The sequence below is a fragment of the Collinsella sp. LCP21S3_A9 genome, from assembly GCF_052118785.1.
Taxonomy (GTDB): domain Bacteria; phylum Actinomycetota; class Coriobacteriia; order Coriobacteriales; family Coriobacteriaceae; genus Collinsella.
On record NZ_JBQKGN010000007.1, the window covers coordinates 16274 to 41643 of the forward strand.

The following is a 25370-nucleotide window of genomic DNA, read 5'->3' on the forward strand; positions in this document are numbered from 1 at the left end:
TCTTTTACGATAGAAAGGCCCCCATGAGCTCCAGCAATACCATCATCAAGCTCGATGACGTCTCATTTTCCTATGGGCACGAGGCGCAGAATGCCCTCGATCACGTCTCACTCGCCATCGAAAAGGGTGAGTTTGTGGGCGTCATCGGCCCCTCAGGCGCCGGCAAATCGACGCTTGCCGCCGTTATGAGCGGAGCCATCCCCCACCATTACACCGGCCAGCTCTTTGGAGCCACGCTCGTCGATGACCGCGACACCTGCGAGATCACCCTCACGGATATCTCGCGCGTGGTGGGAAGCGTGCTGCAGGACATCGATGCCCAGATGGTTGCGCCCATCGTTGAAGACGAGATGCTCTTTGGCCTCGAGAACTTTGGCATACCGCACGATCAAATCGAGGAGCGCATCAGCCAGACGCTGACGACCGTCGGCATTAGCGACCTGCGCCACCGCGAGATTGCCACGCTTTCGGGCGGGCAGAAGCAGAAAGTCGCAATCGCCGCGATCATCGCCATGGCGCCCAACGTGCTCGTGCTCGACGAGCCCACGGCAGCGCTCGACCCGGCAAGCTCCACGCTCGTTTTTGACACGCTGCGCCAGATCAACCGCGAACACGGCATCACCGTGGTTGTTATCGAGCAGAAGGTCGCGCTGTTGTCGAAATACTGCAGCCGCGTCCTCGTCATGGCAGACGGCAAGCTCGCGTTTGACGGCGAACCCCACCAGGTCTTTGCCCACGCAAGCGAGCTGCGCCAGATGGGCGTCGACAGTCCCCGCGTCGCGCGCATCGCGAACAGCCTGGCAGAAGTGGGTCTGTTGCCGAGCGATCAGGCGCCCTGCCTCAATGTTTCCGAAGCGCACCAGCTTATCTCGTCCTTACTTGCGGATGCAACGAGCAAGGACGCGCCCGCCGATGTGCCCGAGACCTCTCCCCATATCCCGGCGGTTCCCCGCGGCGTCAATCAGGAGCCAGTAGTCGAACTCACCGATGTGACCTTTGCCTACCCCCATGGCGGTGCCTCGGTCAGCAACCTCAACATGTGCGTCTATCCCGGCGAGCTCGTAGGCATCATCGGCCAGAACGGTGCTGGCAAGACCACGCTCACCAAGCTGTTGAACGGCCTTCTGCATCCAGCGTCGGGAACCGTGCGTATGGCGGGGATGAACACCGCCGACGTCCCCACCAGCGCGATCGCTGCAAAATGCGCGACGCTGTTCCAGAACCCCGACCGCCAGCTCTGCCGCGACACCGTACTCGACGAGGTTGCCTTTGGTCTTGAACTGCACGGTGTCGGCACCGACGAGGCCCGCCAGCGTGCGCGGGTGGCGGCGGAGCGCTTTGGGCTCCCCTTGGACGAATCGCCGTTCTCGCTTTCGCGCGGACAGCGACAGATGGTCGCCCTAGCGTCCGTGGTTGTGCTCGACCCACAGGTGGTTCTGCTCGATGAGCCCACGAGCGGCCTCGATTACCGCGAGTGCATGACCGTGATGGAGACGGTGAGCGAGATGGCCGAGCGCGGCTGCGCCGTGATCATGGTGTGCCACGACATGGAGGTCGTCTCGGACTTTGCCCAGCGCCTGGTAGTCATGGCAGACGGACGCATCCTCGAGCGCGGCGACGCGAACCGGATCTTCGCCGACGATGCCCTCATGCGCGCCGCCTACGTGGAGCCACCGCAGGTTGTGGCCCTGTCCAAAGAACTCGCGCGCGACGTTTCGCCCCGATTCGCCGGAATCAGTCAGGTCTCCGATCTGGTCGACCTGGTAAAGGAGATGCTCAAGCATGACTAACGTGATCGACTACGTGCCCGGAGACTCACTGCTGCACCGGCTGAACCCCGTGACCAAGCTAGCCCTGGCCGCGGCTATTATCTTGGCGACCTTCCTCGGCGACACTTATGTGCTCCTGATCGCCCTGCTTGTGCTGACTTTTATCTTGGGCATCTACGCCAAATCGACCGCAGGCCTAGTCTCGCTCGTCAAGCTCATGGTGCCGCTCTCACTAATCATGCTGGTCCTGCAGACCGCCTTTATCCGCACCGGAGCCCCCATCTTTGCCTGGATTACCACAGATGGTCTTATCACCGGCACCAAGGCGGCGCTTCGCCTGCTCGGCGTGGCGCTGCCGCTCATCCTCATGCTCACCATCACGCAGCTCGGCGATCTCGCTAACGCTTGCGTGGAGGTGCTGCACGTGCCGTACCGCTATGCGTTCACGTTTACCACGGCACTGCGCTTTGTACCGGTCTTTAGCCAGGAGATGAACGCCATCATGGAGGCGCAGACCGCGCGCGGCGTTGAATACGACACCAAGAACCCCCTCAAGAAGATCCAGCTCATGCTACCGCTCTGCGTGCCGCTGCTGGTGAGCTCCGTGGGCAAGACCGATGCCACTGCCCTGGCGGCCGAGCAACGTGGCTTTTATCTGCGTACGCGCGCGAGCTCGTACAAGCGCTATCCCATTAAGGGCATGGACATTGCCATACTTATTGCCAGCATTGCCCTCATCGTCCTCGGATTCTTGTTCTAACCTGCCAAAAAGGGACAGGTTTATTTTGGTCGGTTTTATATGGGCAAATGTCAGTCTCGTCCTTTAAGCTCCAGCACCAAGCAGCAACCGACAAATGCAAAAGGCCTCGGCTCGCACAAACGAGCCGAGGCCTTTACTGTTTTCCCAGATAAAACCTACCAAAATAAACCTGTCCCTTTTTGGCAGGTCGAGGGCTACAGGCGGTAGGGGGCGCCGCTGCGGATGATGGACTCGCGTACCAAAACGTCCATGGCGTCGAGGGTGATCTCGGGCATCTCGCGATACTTTTGCAGCACCGAAAGCTCCGTGCAGGCCAGAATGACGCGGTCGCAGCCGCTGCGGGCAAACTCCCACATCACTCGGTCAAACTTATCCATATCGGGCTCGCGTCCTGCCTTCACATCGTCGTAAATAAGCGACATCACATCGGCCTGGCGCTTCTCGCTGGGATAGACGACTTCGACGCCCGCCGCCTCGCACTCGCGACCGTAGACGCCGGCACCCACGGTGCCATCGGTGCCCATGATGCCGATCTTGCGCACCGGCTCGGCCGGCATGCTCAGGTTGGGGTCGAACTCACACTCCCCCATCACCACGCCGGCAAGCGCATAGCGCACCGACTCGCGCGGCATGTGAATAATCGGCACCTTGGTAAACGACTGAATCTGATCGTAGAAGTAGTGCGACGTGTTGCAGGGAATGGCAATGTGCGTGCAGCCCAGCGTCTCGAGCGCCTGCGCACATTCCTTCATGGTCGCCAGCAGCTCGGTATGGTCGCCGGTCTTAATGGCCAGCGTACGGTCGGGCATGGTCGACTTAGAGAGCACCACCATGTCGATATGTTCCTGATCGCGGGCGGCCGCCGTGTGACGCACCACCTGGTCGTAGTAATACGACGTGGCCTCGGCGCCCATACCGCCGATAACTCCCAGCTTTTCCATCGCCGCCTCCTTGGTGACGCTCGCAGCATTGCGCGTATCATACCCGCGCCCGTCCGATACAAACCGGGCGGGCGCGACGTTCATCCTATTTGTAATACGTCTTAAACAGCTTAAAGTGACGCAGCTTGGTGTGCCACATGCGCAGCCAGCGGTTAAAGACAAAATCACCCTTCATAAACGAGGGGTCGGCGGCCTTACCCTCCTTGGCCAGACGATGCGCCTTAGCGCGCAGCTCGGGATCCTTGACGTATTTATCGACCACGCCCATGGGGACAACCATCCACAGCGCCTCGTTCTGCGCCGTCACAAACTCGGGCTCAAACGGGCGGTTGTACACATACTCGTCCACTACGTACTTGGCAACGTTAAAGCCACTGTTGGTGACATAGTAGTTACTGCGGCCCTGGCGAGTGTTGAAGTCGAAGAACTTAAACGAACCGTCGCGCTCGTCGTATTTGACGTCAAAGTTGGAGAAGCCCGTAAACTTGAGGTCCTCGAGCAACTTGCGCACGCCGCCCATGAGCTCGTCATTGGGCTCGGTGATGATGCAGGCGTGGTTGCCAACGCCGTGAGGCTGGTGCTCCTCGAGCAGCACGTGGCCCAGGCACATCATGCGCACCTTGCCGTTGCGGTCGGAATAGCTGGTAAGCACGCGCATGTACTCGTCGTTGCCGGGCACGCGATCCTGCAGGATCAGATCATCGGTGTAGCCACTCGCATATACGTCGCGAATGACCTGCTCCAGCTCGGCGCGATCGGCGATCTCGTAGGCCTTTTTCTGGCCCTCGAACTCGTGCTCCCACCACATGATGCCGTCGGAAGGCTTCAGGATCATCGGGAAGGGAAAATCGATCTGGTCGAGCACCTCGGCAGGAGCCTCGCCCTGGGCGTTGAGCATGGCCATGGTAAAGGTAAACGTATGCGGATAGGGAACACCGTGCTTCTCGCACAGCTCGTAGAAGATTTCCTTCTTCTGGCACTGTTCGAGCATGCTGTAGGGCGCATAGGGCGCGATGACGTTTGAGGCAAGCTCGCCGGCATCCTGAGCCTGTGCGGCAAGCGCGACATAGTTGTCGCCGCAGCCCATGAGAATAATCTTCTTATCGGGATTGGCCTGCGCGACACCGTTAATGGTCTCGATCATGACTGGCATGGTGTCGATATCAACATTGGGCGTGTAGTCGATAATCTGGCTGCGGTACGCAGGACCGGTCTGGTACTTGCCAAAGACCAAGCTCTTGACCTGATACTCCTCGTAAAAGGCGCGCGCCACCGAATAGGCGTTGATGTCGCCACCGAGCAGCACGGGGATAAACTCGCGCTCTGTAAACTGCAATGCCATGGAAACTTCCTATCTAGAACTGCCCACGACGGGCGGTCTTTATGCAACCCGTTTATTTTAGCGTGCCGGACCGTTTCCTCCTAAAGCTCCACTGTATCTATGACAATCAACGCAATTATCCAGCATGAAGGCCGCGCTCACCGCCGTATGACAAACGGTAATGAACCCACCGTTGTTGTAGGGTTCAGCATATTGATACCCCCGAGTGAAAGGCGCACGCGTGATCCAGGAACTTCCAACCGATAACCCCATCCTCGATGCCGCAAAACGCGAGTTGGCGCAGCGCGTGCAAGCGACTGCTCCTCTGCGCACCGCAAACGACGCTTACGACGGTGCCGCCTACATCGCCTCCATCAATACATCGGCGCACAAAGGCACGCGCAAGACGCCCGTCGCCGGCGGACACGATACCGCCATCGAGCAGTTTGGCCTCGTCTCCGATGCCCACGCCGGGGACAACATCAGGGTAATCATACTCGGCGACGGCACCTGTTCGTTCACCCCCGCCCAGGCGCTCAACGAAGTAGGGCAAGCTCGCCGCAATGGGACCTTATAGCCACAAACCCCAACGTTGAGATAGCTTTCACAGTCCAAAGCCCGTCCCAAACAGGCCCCCGTAACGTTAAAGTTGAACTCTATGGTTTCTCAACAATTCGATATAACTGCAGGTCAAAGCCAAAGTCTCAAGTTCAACTTGACCCTTTAAAACCTTTAAGGTTCAAGTTGAGGTCGAAAGCAGTAGTAGAATACCTGAGGAACAATAACCTACGATTGATTGCAGAGGGACTGGATGCAGCATTCGAATCATCGCACCGCAGCGCTCATCGCGTCGAAGCCGGCTCGTATCATCACGAGCGCCGCGCTCGCCGTTGCGTTGACGGCCACGCCGATGCTCTCCCCCGTCGCGGCGTATGCCGCCTCGCAGGCAACGCAGGATCAGCTTGCCGCCGCCCAGCAGAAGATCGAAGCCGCCACGAGCGCCTACAACGATGCCCGCACCAAGCTCGGCGATCTGCAGAAGCAGATTGACGCCAACGAGGCAAGTATCGAAAAGATCGAGGCGAAGCTTCCCGATCAGCAGGAAAAGGCATGCACCGCCATGCGCGATCTGTACAAGTACCAGAAGGGCACCAACCCCATCGTGAGCTTCCTGGTCAACGCACAGAGCCTGGGTGAGTTCATCACGACCTGCAAATACACCAACCAGATCACAAGCTCGAGCGTCGACGAGATCGAAGAGCTCAATAACATGCAAACCGAACTCGAGCAGAACAAGGCCGAGCTCCAGCAGGCCAAGTCTCAGCTTGAGGCAGAGCAGAAAAACGCCGAGGACGCGCTGGCGCAGGCCCAGCAGCTCCGCAGCGAGGCACAGGCAAAAGCCGAGCAGGAAAATGCCGCCGAGCTTGCCAAGCTTGAGGCCGATAAGGCCGCTGCCGCCGAGAAGCTCTCGGGCGAGGGCGTGAGCGGCAGCAATTCCAGCAGCCAGGCCACCAACGCCAACACCACCATCGACACCACGGTGAACAACGCCAACACCGGTAGTTCCGATTACGATTCGTTCATTAATGAGTGGACGAGCCGCATCGACAATTACCTCGCTGGCTCCCCTATGGCAGGCCAGGGCTATAACTTTGCCGTCGCCGCTTGGAATACCGGCGTCGACCCCCGTTGGTCCCCCGCCATCGCCTGCATCGAGAGCACCAAGGGTGCTTATTGCGCCAATTCTTACAACGCCTGGGGCTGGAGTGCACGTGGCGGCGGTTGGCGCAGCTTTGGCAGCTGGAGCGAGGGCATCTTCGCTCACGTTGCCTATCTGGGCGCCAACTACGGCTCCACCCTTACCCCGGCTGCGGCCAAAAAGTACTGCCCACCCACGTGGCAGGACTGGTACAACAAAGTCGCCGCTCAGATGAACCGCATCTAAGTGCAACTGCAAAGGGCCCCAATGGGGCCCTTTTCTTTTAGGTAGCGGAGGTATCGACGACGCCGGTCGCATTGGCAACCGCGACTATGACGATCATGCATAGGAGCAGCACACCCAATGCCTTGAGCCAGAGTTTCGCGAGCTTCTTGCCGCGATAGCTGTCGAGCAGTGCGAATCGCCGACGTAGACGGCGCTTATCGAGCACCGCAAAATGCATAAGCGCCATAAGGCCATCGACAAAGAAAAAATACTCGATTATGAGAAGCCACGTCGGGTAGCTTTGGTTTGCTCCCGTGGGTTGAAAGACGGCAAAGTGACTTCCGGCAAAGAACACAAGCAGCGAGAAGCAGACGAGCGTATTCCAAATGCGCCCCAGGGACTCCGGAACGCGAGAGAGCAGACCGCATGCAGCGGAGGTGGCAGGCCTAGGAAGCCTTGCGGGGTTCTGGAGCCCTTGGGGCGTCAACAACGTCTCCGAGGCCGGAGTACGGACAGGCGCAGGCGCAGGAGGCCGCACGGGGCGACTCAGATCGTATGCCGCGCGCGTCGCCCGTCCCAACGCTTCCGCACTTGCAAAGCGCTTGGCCGGATCGAGCGCCATCGCCATGCAAACGACATCGGCAAGTGGAGTGGGAATGCCGCGCACCTCGCATTGCTCGCGCATGTCGAGCCCTGGTTTAGGGTCGACTCCCGTCAAACAAAAGAACAGCAGGGCACCGAGCGCGTAGACGTCGCTTCGCACGCTCGTCTGTCCAAACCCATACTGCTCGGGAGGCGCATAGGGCCGTGTCCCAAACTTGACAGTATCGGCATCGGCGCCATCGCGCCACACGCGCGCGATCCCCAAGTCGATAATCACCAGCGATGAAAACGTCAGGCCGTCATCAGGCGTATAGTTGGCACCTGTCACGATGATATTCGACGGCTTGAGGTCGCGATGGATCACCGGCGCCGAAGCCTCCCCCGCCATTGCAAAACCGGCATGGAGCTCGCCCACGGCGTCGCAAAGGACAGGATACAATTCACGCGCATAATCGGGAGCGGATCCCAGACGGTCCACCAGTGCCCCGAGTGTCTCCCCTTCTATGTATTCCATAACCACGTTGAGCTCGTCGCCCGCACGACGACAATCGACGATTCTGGGCAGGTGCTCAAAACGCCTGCCTGCCCGCTGAGCGGCAAACAGACGCTCGTATGTCCCGCCGATTTGAGCCGAAGCATCGATGCGTTTACGGACAAAGGGACCGAGCGAACCACCGCCGGTTCCTTCAAAGTACACGAGCTCGGTTGTTTCAACGGACGAGCGCTTAAGTACACGCTCCACGCGATAGCTGTCGTCGCGATCGAGCGACGCCAGGTGCTCGGCAAGCGCTGCGGTCAGCTCGTCATTGGAATATGTTGGGGTCTGAGTATCCATAGCCTCCATCATAGCGCAGGGCGCAGACACCCCATGGCATCCGCGCCCCGTTCGTTTGCATCGTTGTTCGACAGCTCCGCCGGCTCAGATATCAGCGGCTAATTCACCGTCTCCTCGCCAAAGCGATACAGCTCCTCGTTGACCTTTTGGAGGCTGCACCCGCGATCGATGCAAAAGATGATAATCGCATCGCGGCGGTCCTTGCAGTTAAGGACGCTTACCCCGGCAGCCGTCAGCGCACGGTTGGTCTCTTTGAGCGTCAGCGCCATCGCAAAGGCAATCTGCAGTACCTTATTGCGACTCGGATGACGCGCACCGGTAAAGATCTGATAGCCAAAGGTCTCATTGAGATCGGCCATACGAACCACGCGCGAGCGCTCCAAGCCCTTTTCCTGCAGTAGCTGCTTCAGGTAATCCGAAAGCGACGGGGCGGCAAAGTCGTGCTCCCTGATATAGCCATCGATGTTCGGCGCATCGAGAAGCTCATTGAGCAACTCCTCGGTCAGCTTTTTATCGGGCATACGACTTCACCTCCCATCCGGCGCAACGGTAGCGACATACTAGGCCAGCACCCAGCTTGCAGTGGCAGACTTATCAAACATATTGGCAAAATACAGTGCCTTCTTGATATCGCCATCAAAGTAGATATTGCCCGCCACGGAGCCACCGGCGGAAAGGGTACCAGACTGCAGCTCATCGGAGCCCTCGCTGTAGTAACCCTGATTCTGTTGGGCGCCGTTGGCGTCCTCGCCCTTCCAGTCGTAGATATTGTAATCTGCGCCCTCATCGCCATTGTTGACGTACGTGACGTGAATGCCCGTCATGGTCGAACCGTCATAATTTGTAAGGCCGGGCTGGACGGAATCGACAACGACGGAAAGACCGGCAGCTGTGGTCACCGTCGTGCCAACCGCCAGGTCAGTCGTAGGCTGCTCTTCCTTCTTCGCCTCTTCCTTCTTGTCGCCATCGCCAGCGTCCTCGGTGACGGTCGCCTTATCGCTACCACAACCGGCAAGAAGACCGGCAGTCCCCAAGGCGACGGTGGCGAATGCGCCAAGTGCAGCGCGACGGCTCAGCAGCACTTCGTTTTCGAGCTTTTTCATTATGCATCCTTCCTACGATCCGGCTACCGCGCCGGCACACAGCACATCGTAGGAAGGATTAAACTTGAATTCATTAGCTGAGAGCTAAGGCCGCGGTAAACGGCCAATGCTCACAGCAATAACCGGGAGCAGCAGCAAGCCGCACCCGCACCCACCAGGACTATATATGGCAGACTGTCGGCGTCGTTCCATCGTCACTCCAAGCCAAGCAATCGTTTGTAGACATCGAGGCCCTTGAGCAAAATTTCCTCGTCAAAGAGCATGGTATCGGTGTGAAGGGCGCTCGTGGCATAGGCGGGACAGCCATCCGAATCGCTCGGGTTTTCTTGACCCTCCGGCACACCCGTGCCCAGCAAGAAGAACACGCCCGGCAGATGGCGCTGATAGAACGCAAAGTCCTCGGCAATTAACAGCGGCTCCTCCACAAGCTGCAGGCCGGGCAAGGCAGGCGCGACGCTGGCAAACAACTCGGGGTCGTTGTCGACCGGCGGATAGCCCTCGGCAAATTCGAGATCGTACGTGCAGCCCGTTGCGGCACAGGCATCGTCCAGCACGCGGCGCACGCCTTCGCGCGCCCGGTCGAACATGTCGTCCGTAAACACACGCAGGCTTCCGGCCACATGGGCCTCCCCCGCCACCGCGTTGCAAACCGTACCGGCCTGCAGCAGACCAAACTTGCCGATACAGGGCTCGTCGCCGCCCAGCTCGTCCATCAGCTCGCGCTCGGCAACCAAAAACTTCGCTGCCGCCAACGCGGCATCGTGCGACTCCTCGACCGGCACGCCATAGGTCTTAGCAATATGGATGCTCGTACCGTGAATATAGATATGCGTCTCGCTCGAACGCGCCAACAGCGGACCGGAACAGCTCGCCAACGTGCCGGCAGGCAGATCGGGCCACACATGGAAGCCAAAAATGCGGTCGACCCCATAGCGCTCGAACACGCCGCTCTCGCATACCGTCTTGGCACCACCGGTCGTTTCCTCGGCCGGCTGGAACACAAAGAGCACGTTGCGCCTCATGGCGCCCGGCTGCTCGCGAATCGTACGGTCGACATGCGTCGCGGCGGCAAGTGCCATGGCCATGTGACCGTCATGTCCGCAAGCGTGCATCTTGCCGGGATGGGTCGAGGCAAAGGCCGCCCCTGTCGCCTCCTCAATGGGCAGCGCATCCATATCGGCGCGAATCGCCGTGGCATGCGCGGCATCAACGCCGGCGTCGAAGAAAGCGCAGACGCAGCTGGGGCACGGATGGGTCACTTCGCAGGTGAGCGGTGCCAGCACGCCCTCGATATAGGCAATGGTTTGCGGAAGATCGAAATCGAGCTCCGGAATGCGATGGAGATCGCGCCGATAGCGACGGAGTTCTTGGAGCTCGGTCATAGAGGATCCCTTCGTGAGGCACATCTGTTGCAACTTATTGTGATACAGGATTGTGGCGCACATGTTTCCAGCATATCCCTGCATTTTTTAAACGTTATATACGAATACTCTTGTTTGGTAAAGTGCAACGTGATAGGGTCTTTACCACTTGATAGAGGCGCGGGCACGAAGAGCCGCGGGCGAGCCGGCAGGCTTTGACCCCGCGGGGAGGCGAAACCCGCCGAACTGGGTTTTTCGGGCACGAACAACCTGGTGGGCCTGTGGGAAACACCCACAGGACTGTCTGCAGCAATGCGGGAGCGCTATCCGGACATTGGGTCCACGCTATGCGGATTCGATGCGCAGATGGCGCCGTCTGGATAGCGAGGTTTACGGGACATGGCATTGACCCCCAACGAGGCATATGCGGCCAAGCAGCCGTTTGTGGACAAGGAGACGCTCGAGCATATCGTCGAGCAGTTCCCCACGCCATTTCATCTATACGACGAGGCGGGCATCCGCCGCAACATGCAAGAGGTGCGCGACGCCTTTGCGTGGAACCCGGGCTTTAAGGAATACTTTGCCGTCAAGGCCAACCCCAACCCGGCACTCATCTCCATTCTCAACGAATACGGCTGCGGCTGCGATTGCTCGAGCTATACCGAGCTCATGATCGCCCGCTCGCTGGGTATCACGGGACACGACATCATGTTCTCGTCCAACGACACGCCGGCTGCGGACTTTGAGCTCGCCGACAAGCTGGGTGCCATCGTCAACTTTGACGACATCAGCCACATCGAGTTCTTTGAGCGCGTTGCGGGGCCCATCCCCAAGACGGTCAGCTGCCGCTTTAATCCGGGCGGCCTGTTCCAGCTCTCCAACGGCATCATGGACAACCCTGGCGACTCCAAATACGGCATGACCACCGAGCAACTCTTCGAGGCCTTCCGTATGCTCAAGACCAAGGGTGCCGAGGACTTTGGCATCCACGCCTTCCTTGCCAGCAACACCGTCACCAACGACTACTACCCCAAGCTCGCGCGCATCCTCTTTGAGCTTGCCGTGCGCCTGGAGCGCGAGACCGGCGCACACGTCGCCTTCATCAATCTATCCGGCGGCGTCGGCATCCCCTACCTGCCCGAGCAGCAGGCCAACGACATTCACGCCATCGGCGAGGGAGTGCACGCGGCATACGACGAGATCCTGGTCCCCGCAGGCATGGGCGATGTGGCAATCTACACCGAGATGGGCCGCTTTATGATGGGCCCCTACGGCTGCCTGGTCACCAAGGCTATCCACGAGAAGCAGATCTACAAGGACTATATCGGTGTCGATGCAAGCGCCGTCGATTTGATCCGCCCCGCCATGTATGGTGCCTACCACCACATTACGGTGATGGGTCAGCCGGGCGGCGCCGACAAGGGCACAGCGCCCGTCACGAACACCTATGACATCACGGGCAATCTGTGCGAGAACAACGACAAGTTCGCCATCGATCGCGAGCTACCGCATATCGACATGGGCGACCTGCTTGTAATCCACGATACCGGTGCGCATGGCTACTCCATGGGCTACAACTACAACGGACGGCTGCGCTCCGCCGAGGTCCTGCTGCGCCCCGATGGCGCGGCCGACCTCATCCGCCGCGCCGAACGCCCGGGCGATTACTTTGCCACGCTCGACGTGCTGCCGTGCGGCCGAGAACTGTTGGCCAAGTCGCGCGCCGAAAGTGCCCGCCACCGCGCCCAAGACGAGCGCCTGGCAGTCGCCGCCCAATGGAACAAGCGCATCCAGATCGCCGAAGCGAAGGAGAAGAACATGGACATCCGCAATCTCGAGGGCTCAATCGTCGCCCTGGTTACGCCGTTTAAAAAGGACGGCAGTGTCGACTTTGATGCGCTCGAGCGCCTTATCGATTTCCACCTGCAAAATGGCACCGACGCCATCCTCGCCCTGGGCACCACCGGCGAGAGCGCCACGATGACCGACGACGAGGACAACTCCGTTGTCGCCGCGGTGGTCAAGCAAGTTGCAGGACGCGTTCCCGTCATCGCCGGCTCGGGCTCCAACTCCACGCAGACCATGCTCACCAAGTCGCTCACTTACCAGGGCTTGGGAGCCGACGGCCTGCTGCTCATTACCCCCTACTACAACAAATCCAACGAAGAGGGTATCTACCAGCACTTTAAGACCGTCGCCGATGCCGTAGACATCCCCTGCATCCTGTACAACATCCCCGGCCGCTGTGGCTGCGGCATCAGCGAGCGCAACGTGGAGCGCTTGGCCGCGCACCCCAACATCATGGGTATTAAGGAAGCCTCGGGCAACGTCGCCTACGCTGCCAAGATCGCCCACCTGCTGTCCGACGACTTCCGCATGTACTCGGGCGAGGACGCGCTCACCGTGCCGCTCATGAGCCTGGGTGCTTCGGGCACCATTAGCGTGTGGGCCGACGTGCAGCCGCAGCTCGTACATGACATGTGCCGCGCCTATCTGGACGGTGACGTGGCACGTGCCCGCGATATCCAGATTGCCGGCCAGCCGCTCATCAATGCCCTCTTTAGCGAGGTCAACCCCATCCCCGTCAAGGAAGCGCTCGCCCAGATGGGTATGATCGAGGCAAACTACCGCATGCCGCTGTGCCCCATGGCAGACGACACGCGCTCCGCACTTACCGATGCTCTGAAGGGAGCTGGTCTGCTTGATTAAGACCGTCATTATGGGAACGGGCCGCATGGGCTCGCTCATCCGCACTACCGCCGAGGGTATTGCCGACGCCGCCGGAGAGCCCGTTTTTGACATCGTCGCCCAGATCGGCTTCGACTTGTCAGAGCTCGAGAGCGCCCCGGCAGCCGACGTCATCATCGACTTCTCGAACGTTGCGACCTTCGACACCGTCGTCGCCTATGTCGAGCGCACGGGCGCGGCGTTGGTCTCGGGCACCACAGGCTATACGCCCGAGCAGATGGATCGCCTGCGCGAGCTGGGTCAGTGCACCCGCGTCATGCACTCCGGCAATTACTCCATCGGTATCGCAGCCCTGCGTCATCTGGTGGCACAGGCCACGCGAGAGCTGCCCGGCTTTGACTGCGAAATCGTCGAGACGCACCACAACCAAAAGGTCGACGCCCCCAGCGGCACTGCCAAGTTGCTGCTCGACGCCGTCGTCGAAGCCGAGCCCGAGGCAGGCTACCACGCCGTCTATGGCCGCGAGGGCATGTGCGGAGCGCGCGACCCTAAGGAGATCGGCATGCACTCGCTGCGCGGCGGCACCGTCGCCGGCGTGCACAAGGTAAGTTTCTTTGGCCAGGACGAGGAGGTCACGCTCACGCATCGCGCCACGAGTCGTCAGATCTTTGTCAACGGCGCCTTGGCAGCCGCGCAGAAGCTCGTCACCCGCGAGCACGGCTTCTATACCTTCGACCAGGTCATGTTTGCCTAACCAGGTATCAACCGGATCCACCCAAAGGAGAGACCGCAAATGAGCAACGCAGCCGAAATGGATGCACAGGAGATTATCAACTATATCGCCACCGCGCCCAAGAAGACGCCCGTCAAGCTGTACGTGCGCGAAAAGCCGGGCATGAAGGTCCAGTGGGGCAATGCGCATGTCTATGGCGGCCGCCGTGGCAAGACCGTCTTTGGCGACTGGGATGAGCTCAAGGCAATCCTCGACGCCAACGCCGATTCCATCGACTACTACGATGTGGAGAACGACTGCCGCAACTCCGCCGTGCCCATGCTCGACCTCAAGGGCATCAACGCCCGCATCGAGCCGGGCGCAATCATCCGCGACCGCGTCGAGATCGGCGACCGTGCCGTCATCATGATGGGCGCCATCATCAACATCGGCGCCGTCATTGGCGAAGGCTCCATGATCGATATGGGCGCCGTGCTGGGCGGTCGCGCCACCGTGGGCAAGAACTGCCACATCGGCGCCGGCACCGTGCTGGCAGGCGTCGTGGAGCCCGCCAGCGCCACGCCTGTCATCATCGAGGACGACGTTATGATCGGTGCCAATGCTGTGGTCCTGGAAGGCGTGCGCGTGGGCAAGGGTGCTGTCGTTGCCGCCGGCGCCGTGTGCGTCGAGGACGTCCCCGCCGGCGCCGTCGTGGCCGGTGTCCCTGCCCGCGTCATCAAGATGCGCGACGAGAAGACTGACAGCAAGACCGGTCTCGAGGAAGGCCTGCGCCAGCTCTAATAGTTACGCGGTTTTACCAAACCGCGTAACTTGTCGACGCTCCAAACGACCCAGAGCGGCAATCTGACGTTCAATCGTCGGGCATGACCAGAAGGTCAATGCCCTCCTCTTTCACGTCACCTTGCTCGCTCTGGGTCGTTTTCGCTGACTTATGCTCAACCTGCAACGTGATTAAGCCCCAAGTAAAAAGGCCGAAGCCCTCGTCCGAGGCTTCGGCCTTCATCATCTCAGGGTTCCGTCGTATTCAACCATGGCGGGTTGCTTTGACAGGCGCCCTACGGCCGTCTTATAGACCTCGGAACGATCGCGCCGTCCTATTGCTACAATCTCGGCAATCTCAACCATTCCGTCCTCTCGGATTCGGAAAACCATTTTGAGTCCCGCATTCCGCCATTTAATCTTTTTGCAGCCGGCGAGCTCGCCGTGAAGCGGCGTTCCGATTTCATCAGCGCGCGTCTTTAATTTTATTCAAAAGTTAAAAGCCTTATCGATTCTCGATGCTACCGATGTTTTTGAGCTCGATGGAGATGAGGCCGTTAGGCTCATTGACAAACTCGATGTACTCGGAGTTCGAACCCATCTCGGCCGGGAAGCTGATCTCGATACCCGTGTCGGTACGAATCTTATGATTGCGTACGGCCGCGCGCTCGACTTGCTTGCGCTCCACGGGCACGCGCTCGGGAACCTTCTCCTCGGTCAGCGCCGCACGCACGCTCTCCTTGATGACCGGCTCGTCCTCAAAGACCTCATCGACGATATCCCAAGGCGGCAGCTCCTCGTCGTCTTCAACCTTCTCGGCAACGGCGGCTTTGACCTTGGCGAGCGCTACGGCCGTGTTGGCGCCGTGCTCTTCGGCGACCTCCTCGACCACGCGCGTCACCGTGTCGATGACCTCCTTACCCGAAACCCCCGTGTCGCACTGCAGCAGACCGTCGGGAATGAGCATGCGATCCTCGCCGGCAATCTTGCGCTTCTTATCCACGTAGCCGATCTCCATGGTGCTCGCGCGCACGATGGCATAGCTCGGCACCTTTTGCGAGGGGTTTGGCAAAATGGCGTAGTGGCGCGCGATGTCGTTACGAACCTCGCCCTCTTCGCGACCCACCTCGTGCATGAATGCCTGCTTGGAGCCCAGCAGCATCACAGCAAACCAGCGGGCATCTTCATCATCGTCAAAGTCCGCCACAAGCACGTCAGTGGACTCGGCTTTCTCGGCCTTGGTGAGTTCGGAAGAGATGAACTCCGCAATCTGCTGAGACAAGTCCACGAACTCACGCTCGCCAAAGAAATAGCCCTTGAGCTCGCCGCCAAACGCAGAGTTCTCCGCAAACGTGGCGCGCTTATTGTCGGCCGAGGTACGTGCGCGGCGCAGATGCGTGGTCACAAAGCTGCGCACGGTACGGCTTTCGATATCCAGCTCGCGCTGGCTCATGACGTTGACGGCAGAGTCAAAGTCCAGGATATGCAGAATCGCGTGATTGATTTTCATATACGGCATTCCGTTCTAGATCGCTTTTGGCACGAACCAGTATAGCGGTCGAGTCCGCCCCAGGCGCATCGAAGATTGGTGCAAACAAGCCTGTCCCCTTTGCATAAAAAAGCGCCCGGGTCACATGGGCCCGGACGCCTTCATTGTAGCTTTTCGCTCTAGCGAGCTTGATTTAGCAGGAAAAGTCGACGCTGTCGATAATGTCCTTGAGGGCCTTTGCGGAGGCGGTGAGCTCATGCTGCTCGTCATCGTTCAGCGGCACGGGGACGCGGCAGACAACGCCGTCGCGGCCAACGACGGTCGGCATGGAGATGGCAAGATCGGACAGACCATACTCGCCCACCATGAGCGAGGAGACGGGCAGAACGGTCTGCTCGTCACGCATGACGGCAGTGCAGATGCGCTTTACCGCCATAGCGACACCGTAGTAGGTGGCGTGCTTCTTCTCGATGATGGTGTAGGCGGAGTTCTTGACGTCCTCGGCAATGCGCTTCTCGGCAGCCTCATGCTCCAGGTGGCCGTGAAGCTCGCAGAAGGTGTTCAGCGGCACGCCGGCAACCTGAGCGCTGGACCAGGCGACAAACTCGGAGTCACCATGCTCGCCCATGACGTAGGCCTGGACATCGCGCGGGTCAACCTCGACGTGGGCGCCGAGCATTTGCTGTAGACGGCCGGTGTCGAGCACGGTGCCGGAGCCGATGACATGGCCCTCGGGCAGACCGGACATCTTGATGGCGGCGTAGGTCAGAACGTCGACCGGGTTGGAGACGATGAGCAGAATGCCGTCGAAGCCAGACTTCTTAATCTCGGGAATAATGGACTTAAAGATGCTGACGTTCTTGTTGACCAGGTCCAGGCGGGTCTCACCGGGCTTCTGAGCAGCGCCAGCGGTGACGACGATCATGGCGGCGTCGGCGACATCAGAATAATCGCCGGCGTAGATCTTCATCGGCTCGGCAAACGTCATGCCGTGCGCAATATCCAGGGCCTCGCCCTCGGCGCGGTTCTTGTCCACGTCGATGAGAACCATCTCGGAGAACAGACCACTCTGCATCAGCGCGAACGCCGAAGACGAACCAACGAAACCGCAGCCGACAATAGCGACCTTCTTCTCGTTAACCATTAGAAACTCCCATCTCTCTCCACAAACAAGCCGCCCGGGAACGACCCGAGCGGCTTGCCGTAATCCCAATACATCCAATCGGGACTTTGATTATGCTCCTATACGCAGCCAAAAATCGACCGTTTACCGAAATTGTTTGCAGGATTCGTAAAATAACTGCACGAAATCGGTTTCGAGCTATTGACGAGCCCAAATAGTCTTCTAATACAGGCCCGCCTCGCGGATGGCCTCGACAGCCAAAGCGATCTGATCGGGCGGCAGGACCAGCGCCATGCGCACGTGCCCCTCGCCCGAAGGGCCAAAGCTCGCGCCCGGCGTCACCACAACGCCGGCCTTCTCCATAAGCTCCTCGCAAAACGCCATGGAATCGGTGCGACCACCGGGAAGCTTGGCCCACACAAACATAGAGCCATGCGCGTTGGGACGCTCCCAGCCCAGGCCCTCAAGACCGTCGCACAGGGCATCGCGGCGCTCCTGGTACTTCAGACGTTGCGCCTCGACCTCATCGCGCGGACCATTGAGGCAGGCGATGGCGGCCTTCTGAATCGGGAAGAACATGCCAAAGTCAATCTGGCTGCGCAGCTTGGCAAAGGCAGAGACCACATCCTCACGGCCGACCAAAAAGCCGATGCGCGCACCGGTGACGTTAAACGACTTGGAAAGCGAGAAGAATTCCACGCCCACCTCGAGCGCGCCGGGATACTGCAAGAAACTGCCGCCGGGCTCGCCGTCAAACACGATGTCGGAGTACGCGTTGTCATGGACGATCAGCAAGTCGTGCTCGCGGGCGAAGGCGATAATCTCCTCGTAGACCTCGGGCGTGCCCACCGAGCCCACCGGGTTGGCGGGCAACGACACGATCATGTACTTGGCACGATCGGCCACCTCGGGATCGATGCCCGCCACATAGGGCAGGTAATTGTGCTCCGCCACCAGCGGATAGTACTCGAGCTTGGCATCGGCGATCTTGGCGCCCGCCTCAAAGACCGGATAGCACGGATCGGGAACCAGAATGGTGTCACCCGGATCGAGCAGGGCCAGGCCCAAATGACCCACGCCCTCCTGCGTGCCATTGCACGACTGCACCATGGACGGCGTAATGCCCGAAACGCCAAAGCGACGCTCATAGTAATCGCACACGGCCTGCTTAAGCTCGGGCAGGTCGCGCAGGGAATACTTCCACATCTCGGGATTTTGGGCAGCCTGCGTGAGCGCCTCGACCACGTGGTCGTACGGCTTAAAGTCGGGCGTGCCCACGCTCATGTTGTAAATGGTCTTGCCCTGAGCCTTCAGCGCAAGAAGTTTGTTGTTGAGCGAGGCGAAGACCTCCGCGCCAAAGCGGTCGAGACGCTGCGATGCCTGCATGGTGCCACCTTTCGATATAAAAAATGCGGCGCTCCGACAAGAGCGCCGCGCGATACGGGCCATCAGATTGCAAAAGTGTAACGCTTGCAACCCCCGTATTGGTTCAATTTAGCCAACCTTAGTCAATTGGATTGAGCGCGTCGATCCGCGCAAGCCACAGACGCGAGCTGGCGTCACTCGGCATACGCCAATCGCCGCGCGGGCTGAGCGTCACCGAGCCCACCTTGGGACCATCGGGCAGACAGCTGCGCTTAAACTGCTGGGCAAAGAAGCGACGATAGAACGTACGCAACCACGTGTGGACGGTCTTGGCGTCATAGACACCCTCAAAGCTCTTGAGCGCCATACGGTAGATCTTGCCCGGCTCAAAGCCAAAACGCAGCAGGTAATAGAGGAAGTAATCGTGCAGCTCGTACGGGCCCACCAAATCCTCGGTCTTCTGCGCAATCTCACCGTCGCCCGTGGGCGGCAGAAGCTCGGGGGACACCGGCGTATCGAGGATATCGAGCAAGACCTCGGCAATACGCCCACCAAAGACATCAGCGGCATAACGTACCAGATGGCGCACAAGCGTCTTGGGCACGCTCGCGTTGACGGCGTACATGCTCATGTGGTCGCCGTTATAGGTAGCCCAGCCAAGCGCCAGCTCCGACAGGTCGCCCGTGCCGATAACAAAACCGCCAGCCTGGTTGGCCAGATCCATCAGAATCTGCGTACGCTCGCGGGCCTGGCTGTTCTCGTAGGTCACGTCTTGGACGGCCGGATCGTGCTCAATGTCCTTGAAGTGCTGCTCCACGGCCGTGTGGATCGAAACCTCGCGGAAGCTCACGCCCAGGTCGCGAGCGAGCGACTCGGCATTGGACTTGGTGCGACGCGTCGTGCCAAAGCCGGGCATGGACACGGCTGTGATACCCGTGCGCGGCAGTCCCAGTGCATCGAAGGCACGCACGGTCACAAGCAGTGCCAGCGTGGAATCCAGGCCGCCCGAAAGACCGATGACTGCAGCCTTGGTACCCGTATGGGCAAGGCGAGTCTTGAGGCCGGCAGTCTGCAGATTGAGGATCGTCTCGCAGCGCCCGGCCAGGTCACCATGGTCGGCCGGCACAAAGGGCGCGCGGGGGAAGACACGGTCAATGTCGAGCGCATCGCGCAGGACAGGTTCTTCGGCCAGCACGCCCTCAAACGAAAACTCAACGGTCGTGGCCTCCGGCGCATCGTCTGCGCGCGTCCACGTGGTCGAACGACGACGCTCGGCAACCAGACGGTCGAGGTCAACGTCGGCCACCGCCATATCGCAGGTGAGGAGCTTCGTGGCGGCGAGCTTCGAACCGTTTTCGTAGACGAGGTTCTCGCCTGCAAAGACCATGTCGGTCGTGGACTCGCCCTCGCTCGCGTCCGCGTAGGCATAGGCGCAGTACAGGCGCGCGCTTTGGTTAGAGATAAGGCTGCGGCGGTAATCTGCCTTACCGATAATCTCGTCCGAGGCCGACGGATTGAGGATCACCGTCGCACCGGCAAGCGCCATCTCGGTCGAAGGGGGCGCCGGCACCCACAGGTCCTCGCAGACCTCAATACCGAGTACCAAATCCTCGGCGCCCTCATCACAGCAGCGGTAGACAAGCCCCGAACCCAGCGGAACCGGACCCTGACCGGCAAACTCAACCCACACGGGATCGGCGGGCGCCGGAGCAAACCAACGGCGCTCATAGAACTCGCCATAGTTGGGCAGATACTTCTTGGCCGTGAGGCCCAAAAGCTCGCCCGCGCAGCACACGGCGGCACAGTTGTAGATATTCTCGGCCACCGCAACGGGAAGACCGATGGTAAAGACAATCGGCAGCTCGCGGGTTTCATCGAGAATATGTGCCAGTGCGGTCTCGCAGGTATGCAGTAATGTGCGGTTATGGAACAGATCAGCCGCGGTATAGCCAGTCAGATTAAGCTCGGGCAGCACCAGAGCACGGACACCGCGCTCGACCGCCTCGCGAACAGCCGCCAGCGCAACCTCGGCATTGCCCTCGACATCGGCCACGCGAATCCGCGGCGAGGCCGCCGCCACACGCAAAAAGCCATCAGACTGAGAAAGGTGAAGATTCATAAGAATGCTCCCGTGCGTAGACGCCATTCACAACAATTAGCAAGCCCTATTGTAGTTCAACCGCCGGGTGTAACCGCATCCCACCAATTTGGTGAGCTATTGATGAGTTGATGGTATCTGTTAAATGTCACGTACGATTCACATCTGGTGGGTACCCTGATGGCTACACGAAACGAAGCAGATTTACACCGGGAGGGCCCCGTATGACAACCAAGTACACCGACGCGCCGCGCACGCGCGTCATGACACCGGCCGCACTCAACAACGGCGTTCACGAAAACCATTCCATCGGACAGACCATGGCCATCGCGCCCAAAAAGGGCCTGTTCGACGACATTTCCATTCCCCAAATCATCGCCGGCGCCGCAGCTGCCGCCACGAGCGTCGCACTTGCTTCCAAGATCGGCATCGCCGGATCGGTGATCGGTGCCGCCGTGAGCTCGGTCATCACCGTTGTGTCCTCGCAGGTCTACCGCCACTTTATCTCTGCCAGCGCCAACGCCCTCAAAGGTACGCACGCCGCCGTCGACTACCCTGCCGGCGCCTATGAGCCCGTTGAGTTTAATGCCGAGGAGCACCTGGGGGGCGCCGCGACTACGCAGGAGATGTGCCAGGTTGCGGGGCGCGCGACCACGGCGCGCGTCGCCCCCAACAGTCTGCGTGCCAAGGCGGCGGCAGAGCGCAGCCAGACGCAAAAGAAGGTCATCGTCTTCTCGATCGCCATCGCCATCGTCGCGGTCATCGCCTGCGCTGGCGCCATCCTTATCACCACCGCCGGTGAAGGTCTGGGCGAGCGTCCCGAGTCAATCCTTTCGTCGCGCACAACCGAGCACGATGCGGATGGCTCAGATCAATCGCAAAGCCAGCAGGACGACTCGCAGGACGCCTCCGCATCCACCGATTCGTCCTCGAACACCCTCGATCAGTCGCAGGGCGCCGATTCCTCTGTGAACAACAGCGGTACGCAATCCGGCACGACTGACTCAAGCCAAACGACCGACGGCTCTCAACCGAGCACGAGCGACCAGGCAAACGGCAATACATCGGGCACAAGCTCCACCGACAACAGCAACACCAACAGCTCGAACAGTTCGAACAGTTCGAGCGGATCCGCGTCCGGCACGCCATCTGACAGCTCGAGCCAAGGCACGGCATCGGGCAACTAAGCACGTTTGCCTCTCACAGATAACCGACCTGCATAACGGGCGCGAACCGGCAACGGTCGCGCCCGTTTGCCTTGGGCGCCGAGGTAGCAAGCCCCATGCGATGGTAAGATGCTTTGGTGTGTATAGAGGAGATTTGCCATGAGCAAGACAATAGTTAAGCCCGCACTATCGCTGGGCAACCACATCTATCTGTATCGCCTGCTGCGCGATGCGATTGGGTGCGGCAAGCAAACGTTTATGACGCAGGTCGAAGAGGCGCTCGCCGCTGGTGACATGGCCGCTTATGACCTGGGCTTCGAGTCCACGCGAGAGCTGCTCGAGGAGCTCGACGACTGCATTAAGCTGACCGTCTTTAAGGGCGGCCGTCTGTATGCCACCGTCATCGCCAACGAGGCATGGGATGCCGCCCTTGCCAAAGGCGAGGACAAGCCCAAGGCTGCCAAGGGCGCCAAGCAGTCCTACAAAAAGAAAAAGCGCGGCGAGAAGGACCTCAAGGCCGTGCGTCCCAAGCACGTTAAGCATCCCGAGCCAGAAGCCATGGTTGAAGCCGCGCCGGAACCCGAGCCCGAGACAGAGATCGAAGTCGCTATTGAGGTAACAGCAGGAGCCGAAACCGAAATCGCCGCCACGACCGATCCCGAGGTCATATCAGAGCAGGAAGCCACTGCGGAGCTCGACGAGGCTCCCAAGTCGACAACCGAAGAAGCCGCCAACCAACCCGAGGCGTCTGCGTTCCAAAACAGCGATGTTTTTGGCGACGAGGCCGAGGACGATCAGTCCGACGAGCCCGACGATCAAGACGCTACCGAGTCGACGCCAGAGCCCGAGACGCCGCAGCCCGCCATCTCGCTCACGGTCGTCTATGACCCCGAGAACGCAAACGCCGGCATCACCACCATGGCCTCCACGCCAGCCGAGGCAAAGCCGAGCGTCGAGAATGAGAGCGCGGTGCAGGTTGAGGTTGAAACCGCAACTGCAGACGCGCCAGTCACCGTAAAGCCCGCAGATTCCACGATCAAGCCGGGAGCGACGCCGGAGTCCGCACCCGTCATCGAGTCCGTACCCACCTCTGCTTGCGACCAAATTCCCGCACCGGCACCGGCTTCGGTACCCGCAGCGGCCCCAACCCCCACGCCCGCAGCACCGACCATCCCCGAGGACTTCCCCGTCGATTTCACAACCGAGGTCTTCTGCCCCGGCCCATTGCTACACCAGCTGTCGACCTATCTCCCCTACGGCGCCGACACCCTCGGCATCGTCGGCGAGTACTACTGGATCGCCCGCGAGCGCGGTACCATCGAGGCCGCGCGAAACCGCGCAAGCTTCCCCTTGCGCTACACGCAGGCCGACGAGCGCCACGAAGTCACCGTGCGCATCCGCCGCAACACCACCGGCGGCCTCGGCGCCACCTGGGCTATCGATAAGGTCGAGCCTTCTACCAAGTAAAAAAGGGACGATAACCCTCAAGGTTATCGTCCCTTTCTCGTTAGGTTACCTGAGCTCGACTAATCACGCGTCAGCTTGCGGTGAATACGATGCGGCTGGGCTGCGTCCTCGCCCAGGCGCTCGATACGGTTGGCCTGATAGGCCTCGAAGTTGCCCTCGAACCAATACCAGTTGCCCGGATTCTCGTCGGTGCCCTCCCACGCCAGAATGTGCGTGGCGACGCGGTCCAGGAACATACGGTCGTGGCTAATGACCACCGAGCAGCCCGGGAACTCGAGCAGCGCCGCTTCGAGCGAGGACAGCGTCTCGACGTCGAGGTCGTTCGTGGGCTCGTCGAGGAGCAGCAGGTTGCCGCCCTGCTTGAGCGTGAGCGCCAGGTTCAGACGGTTGCGCTCGCCACCGGAAAGTACGCCAGCGCGCTTCTGTTGGTCCTGGCCCTTAAAGCCAAAGCTCGCCACGTATGCGCGGCTGGGGACCTCGGTCTCGCCGACCATCATGTGGTCCAGGCCGTCCGAGACGACCTCCCACAGGTTCTTATCGGGGTCGATGCCGGAGCGGTTCTGATCGACATAGGAGATCTTGACGGTCTCGCCCACCTCGAGCTCGCCCGAAGTCAGCGGCTCCAGGCCCACGATGGTCTTGAACAGCGTGGTCTTGCCCACACCGTTGGGGCCGATGACGCCCACGATGCCGTTGCGCGGCAGGGTGAACGATAGGTCGTCGATGAGCACGCGACCGTCGAACTCCTTGTGCAGGTGATGGGCCTCGAGCACCTTGTTGCCCAAACGCGGGCCCACAGGGATGCGGATGTCGGTCCAGTCGAGCTTCTGGCTTGCGCGGGCCTCGGCCTCCATCTCCTCATAGCGGGCCAGACGGGCCTTGTTCTTGGCCTGGCGGGCCTTGGGCGAGCTGCGCACCCACTCGAGCTCGGCCTCCATGCGCTTGGCGAGCTTGGCGTCGCGGTTGCCCTGAGCCTCGATACGCGCGGCCTTGGTCTCCAGATACGTGGAGTAGTTGCCCTTGTAGGGATAGAGGTGACCACGGTCGACCTCGCAGATCCACTCGGCAACGTTGTCCAGGAAGTAGCGATCGTGTGTGACGGCAAGCACCGCGCCCTGGTAGTTGTGCAGGAAGTGCTCGAGCCACAGGATCGACTCGGCGTCCAGGTGGTTGGTGGGCTCATCGAGCAGCAGCAGGTCGGGAGCCTCGAGCAGCAGCTTGCACAGGGCCACGCGACGGCGCTCGCCGCCGGAAAGCACATTGACCGGCATGTCGGAATCGGGCAGCTGCAGGGCATCCATAGCCTGGCCGAGCTTGGAATCGATATCCCAGCCGTCGGCGGCGTCGATCTCGTCCTGGAGCTTTCCCATCTCGGCCATGAGGGCATCCATGTCGCAGTCCGGGTCGCACATCTCCTCGCCGATCTTATTGAAGCGATCGACCTTGGCAATCATGTCGCCAAATGCCATGCGCACGTTCTCGATGACGGTCTTGTCGTCGTCGAGCGGCGGCTCCTGCTGCAGGATACCCACGGTGTAGCCGGGGGTAAGTCTGGCATCGCCGTTGGAGACTTCCTCGATGCCGGCCATGATCTTGAGCAGGGTCGACTTGCCCATACCGTTAGGGCCCACGACGCCGATCTTGGCACCGGGATAGAAGCTCAGGGTCACGTCGTCAAGGATCACCTTGTCGCCATGAGCCTTGCGAGCCTGATACATCTGGTAGATAAACTCTGCCATTTGCCTGTTTTATCCTTTCTACCTGCTATTTCCCTATTCTTGTTTCGCTTTAGTGGAAACGAGATGAGAAAACCAGCTCTAAAACGTAACGAAAAAGGGGCACGGTTACCCATACCCCCTAATACT

Annotated in this window: 21 protein-coding genes and 1 riboswitch; of the genes, 9 read left to right on the forward strand and 12 right to left on the reverse strand. The window is 60.2% G+C overall.

The genetic code is table 11. The features are described from left to right. Window positions 1-23 precede the first annotated feature (23 nt). Together ACTQ05_RS04225 and ACTQ05_RS04230 are read left to right on the forward strand one after the other, a co-directional pair. Window positions 24-1790, forward strand: a complete 1767-nt coding sequence (locus tag ACTQ05_RS04225) for an ABC transporter ATP-binding protein (protein WP_441031568.1) — start codon at window positions 24-26, stop codon at window positions 1788-1790. Next, a complete protein-coding gene (locus ACTQ05_RS04230; protein ID WP_427727867.1) occupies window positions 1783-2529 on the forward strand; it encodes an energy-coupling factor transporter transmembrane component T family protein in 747 nt (248 codons plus the stop codon). Before ACTQ05_RS04225 ends, ACTQ05_RS04230 begins: the two co-directional genes overlap by 8 nt. 194 nt (window positions 2530-2723) lie before the next feature. Here ACTQ05_RS04230 and ACTQ05_RS04235 read toward each other — a convergent pair whose 3' ends face one another. Beyond that, window positions 2724-3470 (reverse strand): aspartate/glutamate racemase family protein, encoded by a 747-nt coding sequence (locus tag ACTQ05_RS04235; protein WP_441538080.1) that lies wholly within the window; start codon window positions 3468-3470, stop codon window positions 2724-2726. A gap of 85 nt (window positions 3471-3555) precedes the next feature. Beyond that, a complete protein-coding gene (locus tag ACTQ05_RS04240) occupies window positions 3556-4812 on the reverse strand; it encodes a carboxylate--amine ligase (protein ID WP_441538082.1) in 1257 nt (418 codons plus the stop codon). A gap of 220 nt (window positions 4813-5032) precedes the next feature. Here ACTQ05_RS04240 and ACTQ05_RS04245 point away from each other — a divergent pair, with 220 nt between their 5' ends. Together ACTQ05_RS04245 and ACTQ05_RS04250 are read left to right on the forward strand one after the other, a co-directional pair. Next, complete coding sequence (locus tag ACTQ05_RS04245; protein ID WP_441538084.1) at window positions 5033-5368, forward strand: hypothetical protein; 336 nt, start codon at window positions 5033-5035, stop codon at window positions 5366-5368. A gap of 234 nt (window positions 5369-5602) precedes the next feature. Next, window positions 5603-6736 carry a coiled-coil domain-containing protein gene (locus tag ACTQ05_RS04250; protein ID WP_427718477.1) on the forward strand — a complete coding sequence of 378 codons (1134 nt, stop codon included), beginning with the start codon at window positions 5603-5605 and terminating at the stop codon, window positions 6734-6736. Between the two features lie 37 nt (window positions 6737-6773). Here the strand turns inward: ACTQ05_RS04250 and ACTQ05_RS04255 are convergent, their stop codons facing one another. The 4 genes from ACTQ05_RS04255 to ACTQ05_RS04270 all read right to left on the reverse strand — a co-directional run bounded on the left by ACTQ05_RS04255 (window position 6774) and on the right by ACTQ05_RS04270 (window position 10638). Further along, window positions 6774-8153: a serine/threonine protein kinase gene (locus ACTQ05_RS04255; RefSeq protein ID WP_441538086.1), complete on the reverse strand. Its 1380-nt coding sequence runs from the start codon at window positions 8151-8153 to the stop codon at window positions 6774-6776. 98 nt (window positions 8154-8251) lie between these two features. Beyond that, on the reverse strand, window positions 8252-8674 hold the full coding sequence (locus ACTQ05_RS04260) for an XRE family transcriptional regulator (protein WP_154517313.1): 423 nt from the start codon (window positions 8672-8674) through the stop codon (window positions 8252-8254). Between the two features lie 39 nt (window positions 8675-8713). After that, the gene (locus tag ACTQ05_RS04265) at window positions 8714-9256 is read right to left on the reverse strand and encodes a DUF4352 domain-containing protein (protein ID WP_154517316.1); all 543 of its coding nucleotides are present in this window, start codon (window positions 9254-9256) and stop codon (window positions 8714-8716) included. A gap of 194 nt (window positions 9257-9450) precedes the next feature. Then, window positions 9451-10638 carry an N-acetyldiaminopimelate deacetylase gene (locus ACTQ05_RS04270; protein WP_441538088.1) on the reverse strand — a complete coding sequence of 396 codons (1188 nt, stop codon included), beginning with the start codon at window positions 10636-10638 and terminating at the stop codon, window positions 9451-9453. Between the two features lie 144 nt (window positions 10639-10782). After that, window positions 10783-10951, forward strand: a riboswitch (Lysine riboswitch). A gap of 65 nt (window positions 10952-11016) precedes the next feature. Between ACTQ05_RS04270 and dapA the strand changes: the two genes are divergently transcribed. The 3 genes from dapA to dapD are packed head-to-tail and all read left to right on the forward strand — an operon-like array spanning window position 11017 to window position 14818. After that, window positions 11017-13326 carry a 4-hydroxy-tetrahydrodipicolinate synthase gene (gene dapA / locus ACTQ05_RS04275; RefSeq protein ID WP_441040964.1) on the forward strand — a complete coding sequence of 770 codons (2310 nt, stop codon included), beginning with the start codon at window positions 11017-11019 and terminating at the stop codon, window positions 13324-13326. Beyond that, the gene (gene dapB / locus ACTQ05_RS04280) at window positions 13319-14059 is read left to right on the forward strand and encodes a 4-hydroxy-tetrahydrodipicolinate reductase (protein ID WP_441538089.1); all 741 of its coding nucleotides are present in this window, start codon (window positions 13319-13321) and stop codon (window positions 14057-14059) included. Before dapA ends, dapB begins: the two co-directional genes overlap by 8 nt. Window positions 14060-14098: 39 nt before the next feature. Beyond that, window positions 14099-14818, forward strand: a complete 720-nt coding sequence (gene dapD / locus ACTQ05_RS04285; RefSeq protein ID WP_441538091.1) for a 2,3,4,5-tetrahydropyridine-2,6-dicarboxylate N-acetyltransferase — start codon at window positions 14099-14101, stop codon at window positions 14816-14818. Window positions 14819-14888: 70 nt separating this feature from the next. On the opposite strand, the gene ACTQ05_RS04290 is transcribed toward dapD, so the two are convergent. The 5 genes from ACTQ05_RS04290 to ACTQ05_RS04310 all read right to left on the reverse strand — a co-directional run bounded on the left by ACTQ05_RS04290 (window position 14889) and on the right by ACTQ05_RS04310 (window position 20893). Next, the gene (locus ACTQ05_RS04290; RefSeq protein WP_441068540.1) at window positions 14889-15044 is read right to left on the reverse strand and encodes a hypothetical protein; all 156 of its coding nucleotides are present in this window, start codon (window positions 15042-15044) and stop codon (window positions 14889-14891) included. Window positions 15045-15302: 258 nt separating this feature from the next. Next, window positions 15303-16307, reverse strand: a complete 1005-nt coding sequence (locus ACTQ05_RS04295) for a nucleoid-associated protein (protein ID WP_118377194.1) — start codon at window positions 16305-16307, stop codon at window positions 15303-15305. A gap of 172 nt (window positions 16308-16479) precedes the next feature. Further along, window positions 16480-17430, reverse strand: coding sequence for an L-lactate dehydrogenase (locus ACTQ05_RS04300; protein ID WP_089573042.1), 951 nt, complete (start codon window positions 17428-17430; stop codon window positions 16480-16482). Between the two features lie 201 nt (window positions 17431-17631). Next, window positions 17632-18795 (reverse strand): pyridoxal phosphate-dependent aminotransferase, encoded by a 1164-nt coding sequence (locus ACTQ05_RS04305; protein WP_441015783.1) that lies wholly within the window; start codon window positions 18793-18795, stop codon window positions 17632-17634. A gap of 118 nt (window positions 18796-18913) precedes the next feature. After that, window positions 18914-20893 carry an NAD(+) synthase gene (locus ACTQ05_RS04310; protein ID WP_441538094.1) on the reverse strand — a complete coding sequence of 660 codons (1980 nt, stop codon included), beginning with the start codon at window positions 20891-20893 and terminating at the stop codon, window positions 18914-18916. 203 nt (window positions 20894-21096) lie between these two features. On the opposite strand from ACTQ05_RS04310, the gene ACTQ05_RS04315 reads away from it, so the two are divergent. Together ACTQ05_RS04315 and ACTQ05_RS04320 are read left to right on the forward strand one after the other, a co-directional pair. Next, complete coding sequence (locus ACTQ05_RS04315) at window positions 21097-22059, forward strand: hypothetical protein (protein ID WP_441040975.1); 963 nt, start codon at window positions 21097-21099, stop codon at window positions 22057-22059. A gap of 138 nt (window positions 22060-22197) precedes the next feature. Continuing rightward, entirely contained in the window at window positions 22198-23505 is a 1308-nt protein-coding gene (locus ACTQ05_RS04320; RefSeq protein WP_441538096.1) for a hypothetical protein, read from the forward strand. Window positions 23506-23564: 59 nt separating this feature from the next. Here ACTQ05_RS04320 and ettA read toward each other — a convergent pair whose 3' ends face one another. Further along, a complete protein-coding gene (gene ettA / locus ACTQ05_RS04325) occupies window positions 23565-25244 on the reverse strand; it encodes an energy-dependent translational throttle protein EttA (RefSeq protein WP_055251458.1) in 1680 nt (559 codons plus the stop codon). Window positions 25245-25370: the final 126 nt, after the last annotated feature.

What these genes read in the sequence shown, in the direction of transcription:
- ACTQ05_RS04225 (WP_441031568.1), top strand. Translation starts at nt 24, where the DNA reads ATGAGCTCCAGCAATACCATCATCAAGCTCGATGACGTCTCATTTTCC.
- ACTQ05_RS04230 (WP_427727867.1), top strand. Translation starts at nt 1,783, where the DNA reads ATGACTAACGTGATCGACTACGTGCCCGGAGACTCACTGCTGCACCGG.
- ACTQ05_RS04235 (WP_441538080.1), bottom strand. Translation starts at nt 3,470, where the DNA reads ATGGAAAAGCTGGGAGTTATCGGCGGTATGGGCGCCGAGGCCACGTCG.
- ACTQ05_RS04240 (WP_441538082.1), bottom strand. Translation starts at nt 4,812, where the DNA reads ATGGCATTGCAGTTTACAGAGCGCGAGTTTATCCCCGTGCTGCTCGGT.
- ACTQ05_RS04250 (WP_427718477.1), top strand. Translation starts at nt 5,603, where the DNA reads ATGCAGCATTCGAATCATCGCACCGCAGCGCTCATCGCGTCGAAGCCG.
- ACTQ05_RS04255 (WP_441538086.1), bottom strand. Translation starts at nt 8,153, where the DNA reads ATGGATACTCAGACCCCAACATATTCCAATGACGAGCTGACCGCAGCG.
- ACTQ05_RS04260 (WP_154517313.1), bottom strand. Translation starts at nt 8,674, where the DNA reads ATGCCCGATAAAAAGCTGACCGAGGAGTTGCTCAATGAGCTTCTCGAT.
- ACTQ05_RS04265 (WP_154517316.1), bottom strand. Translation starts at nt 9,256, where the DNA reads ATGAAAAAGCTCGAAAACGAAGTGCTGCTGAGCCGTCGCGCTGCACTT.
- ACTQ05_RS04270 (WP_441538088.1), bottom strand. Translation starts at nt 10,638, where the DNA reads ATGACCGAGCTCCAAGAACTCCGTCGCTATCGGCGCGATCTCCATCGC.
- dapA (WP_441040964.1), top strand. Translation starts at nt 11,017, where the DNA reads ATGGCATTGACCCCCAACGAGGCATATGCGGCCAAGCAGCCGTTTGTG.
- dapD (WP_441538091.1), top strand. Translation starts at nt 14,099, where the DNA reads ATGAGCAACGCAGCCGAAATGGATGCACAGGAGATTATCAACTATATC.
- ACTQ05_RS04290 (WP_441068540.1), bottom strand. Translation starts at nt 15,044, where the DNA reads ATGATGAAGGCCGAAGCCTCGGACGAGGGCTTCGGCCTTTTTACTTGG.
- ACTQ05_RS04295 (WP_118377194.1), bottom strand. Translation starts at nt 16,307, where the DNA reads ATGAAAATCAATCACGCGATTCTGCATATCCTGGACTTTGACTCTGCC.
- ACTQ05_RS04300 (WP_089573042.1), bottom strand. Translation starts at nt 17,430, where the DNA reads ATGGTTAACGAGAAGAAGGTCGCTATTGTCGGCTGCGGTTTCGTTGGT.
- ACTQ05_RS04305 (WP_441015783.1), bottom strand. Translation starts at nt 18,795, where the DNA reads ATGCAGGCATCGCAGCGTCTCGACCGCTTTGGCGCGGAGGTCTTCGCC.
- ACTQ05_RS04310 (WP_441538094.1), bottom strand. Translation starts at nt 20,893, where the DNA reads ATGAATCTTCACCTTTCTCAGTCTGATGGCTTTTTGCGTGTGGCGGCG.
- ACTQ05_RS04315 (WP_441040975.1), top strand. Translation starts at nt 21,097, where the DNA reads ATGACAACCAAGTACACCGACGCGCCGCGCACGCGCGTCATGACACCG.
- ACTQ05_RS04320 (WP_441538096.1), top strand. Translation starts at nt 22,198, where the DNA reads ATGAGCAAGACAATAGTTAAGCCCGCACTATCGCTGGGCAACCACATC.
- ettA (WP_055251458.1), bottom strand. Translation starts at nt 25,244, where the DNA reads ATGGCAGAGTTTATCTACCAGATGTATCAGGCTCGCAAGGCTCATGGC.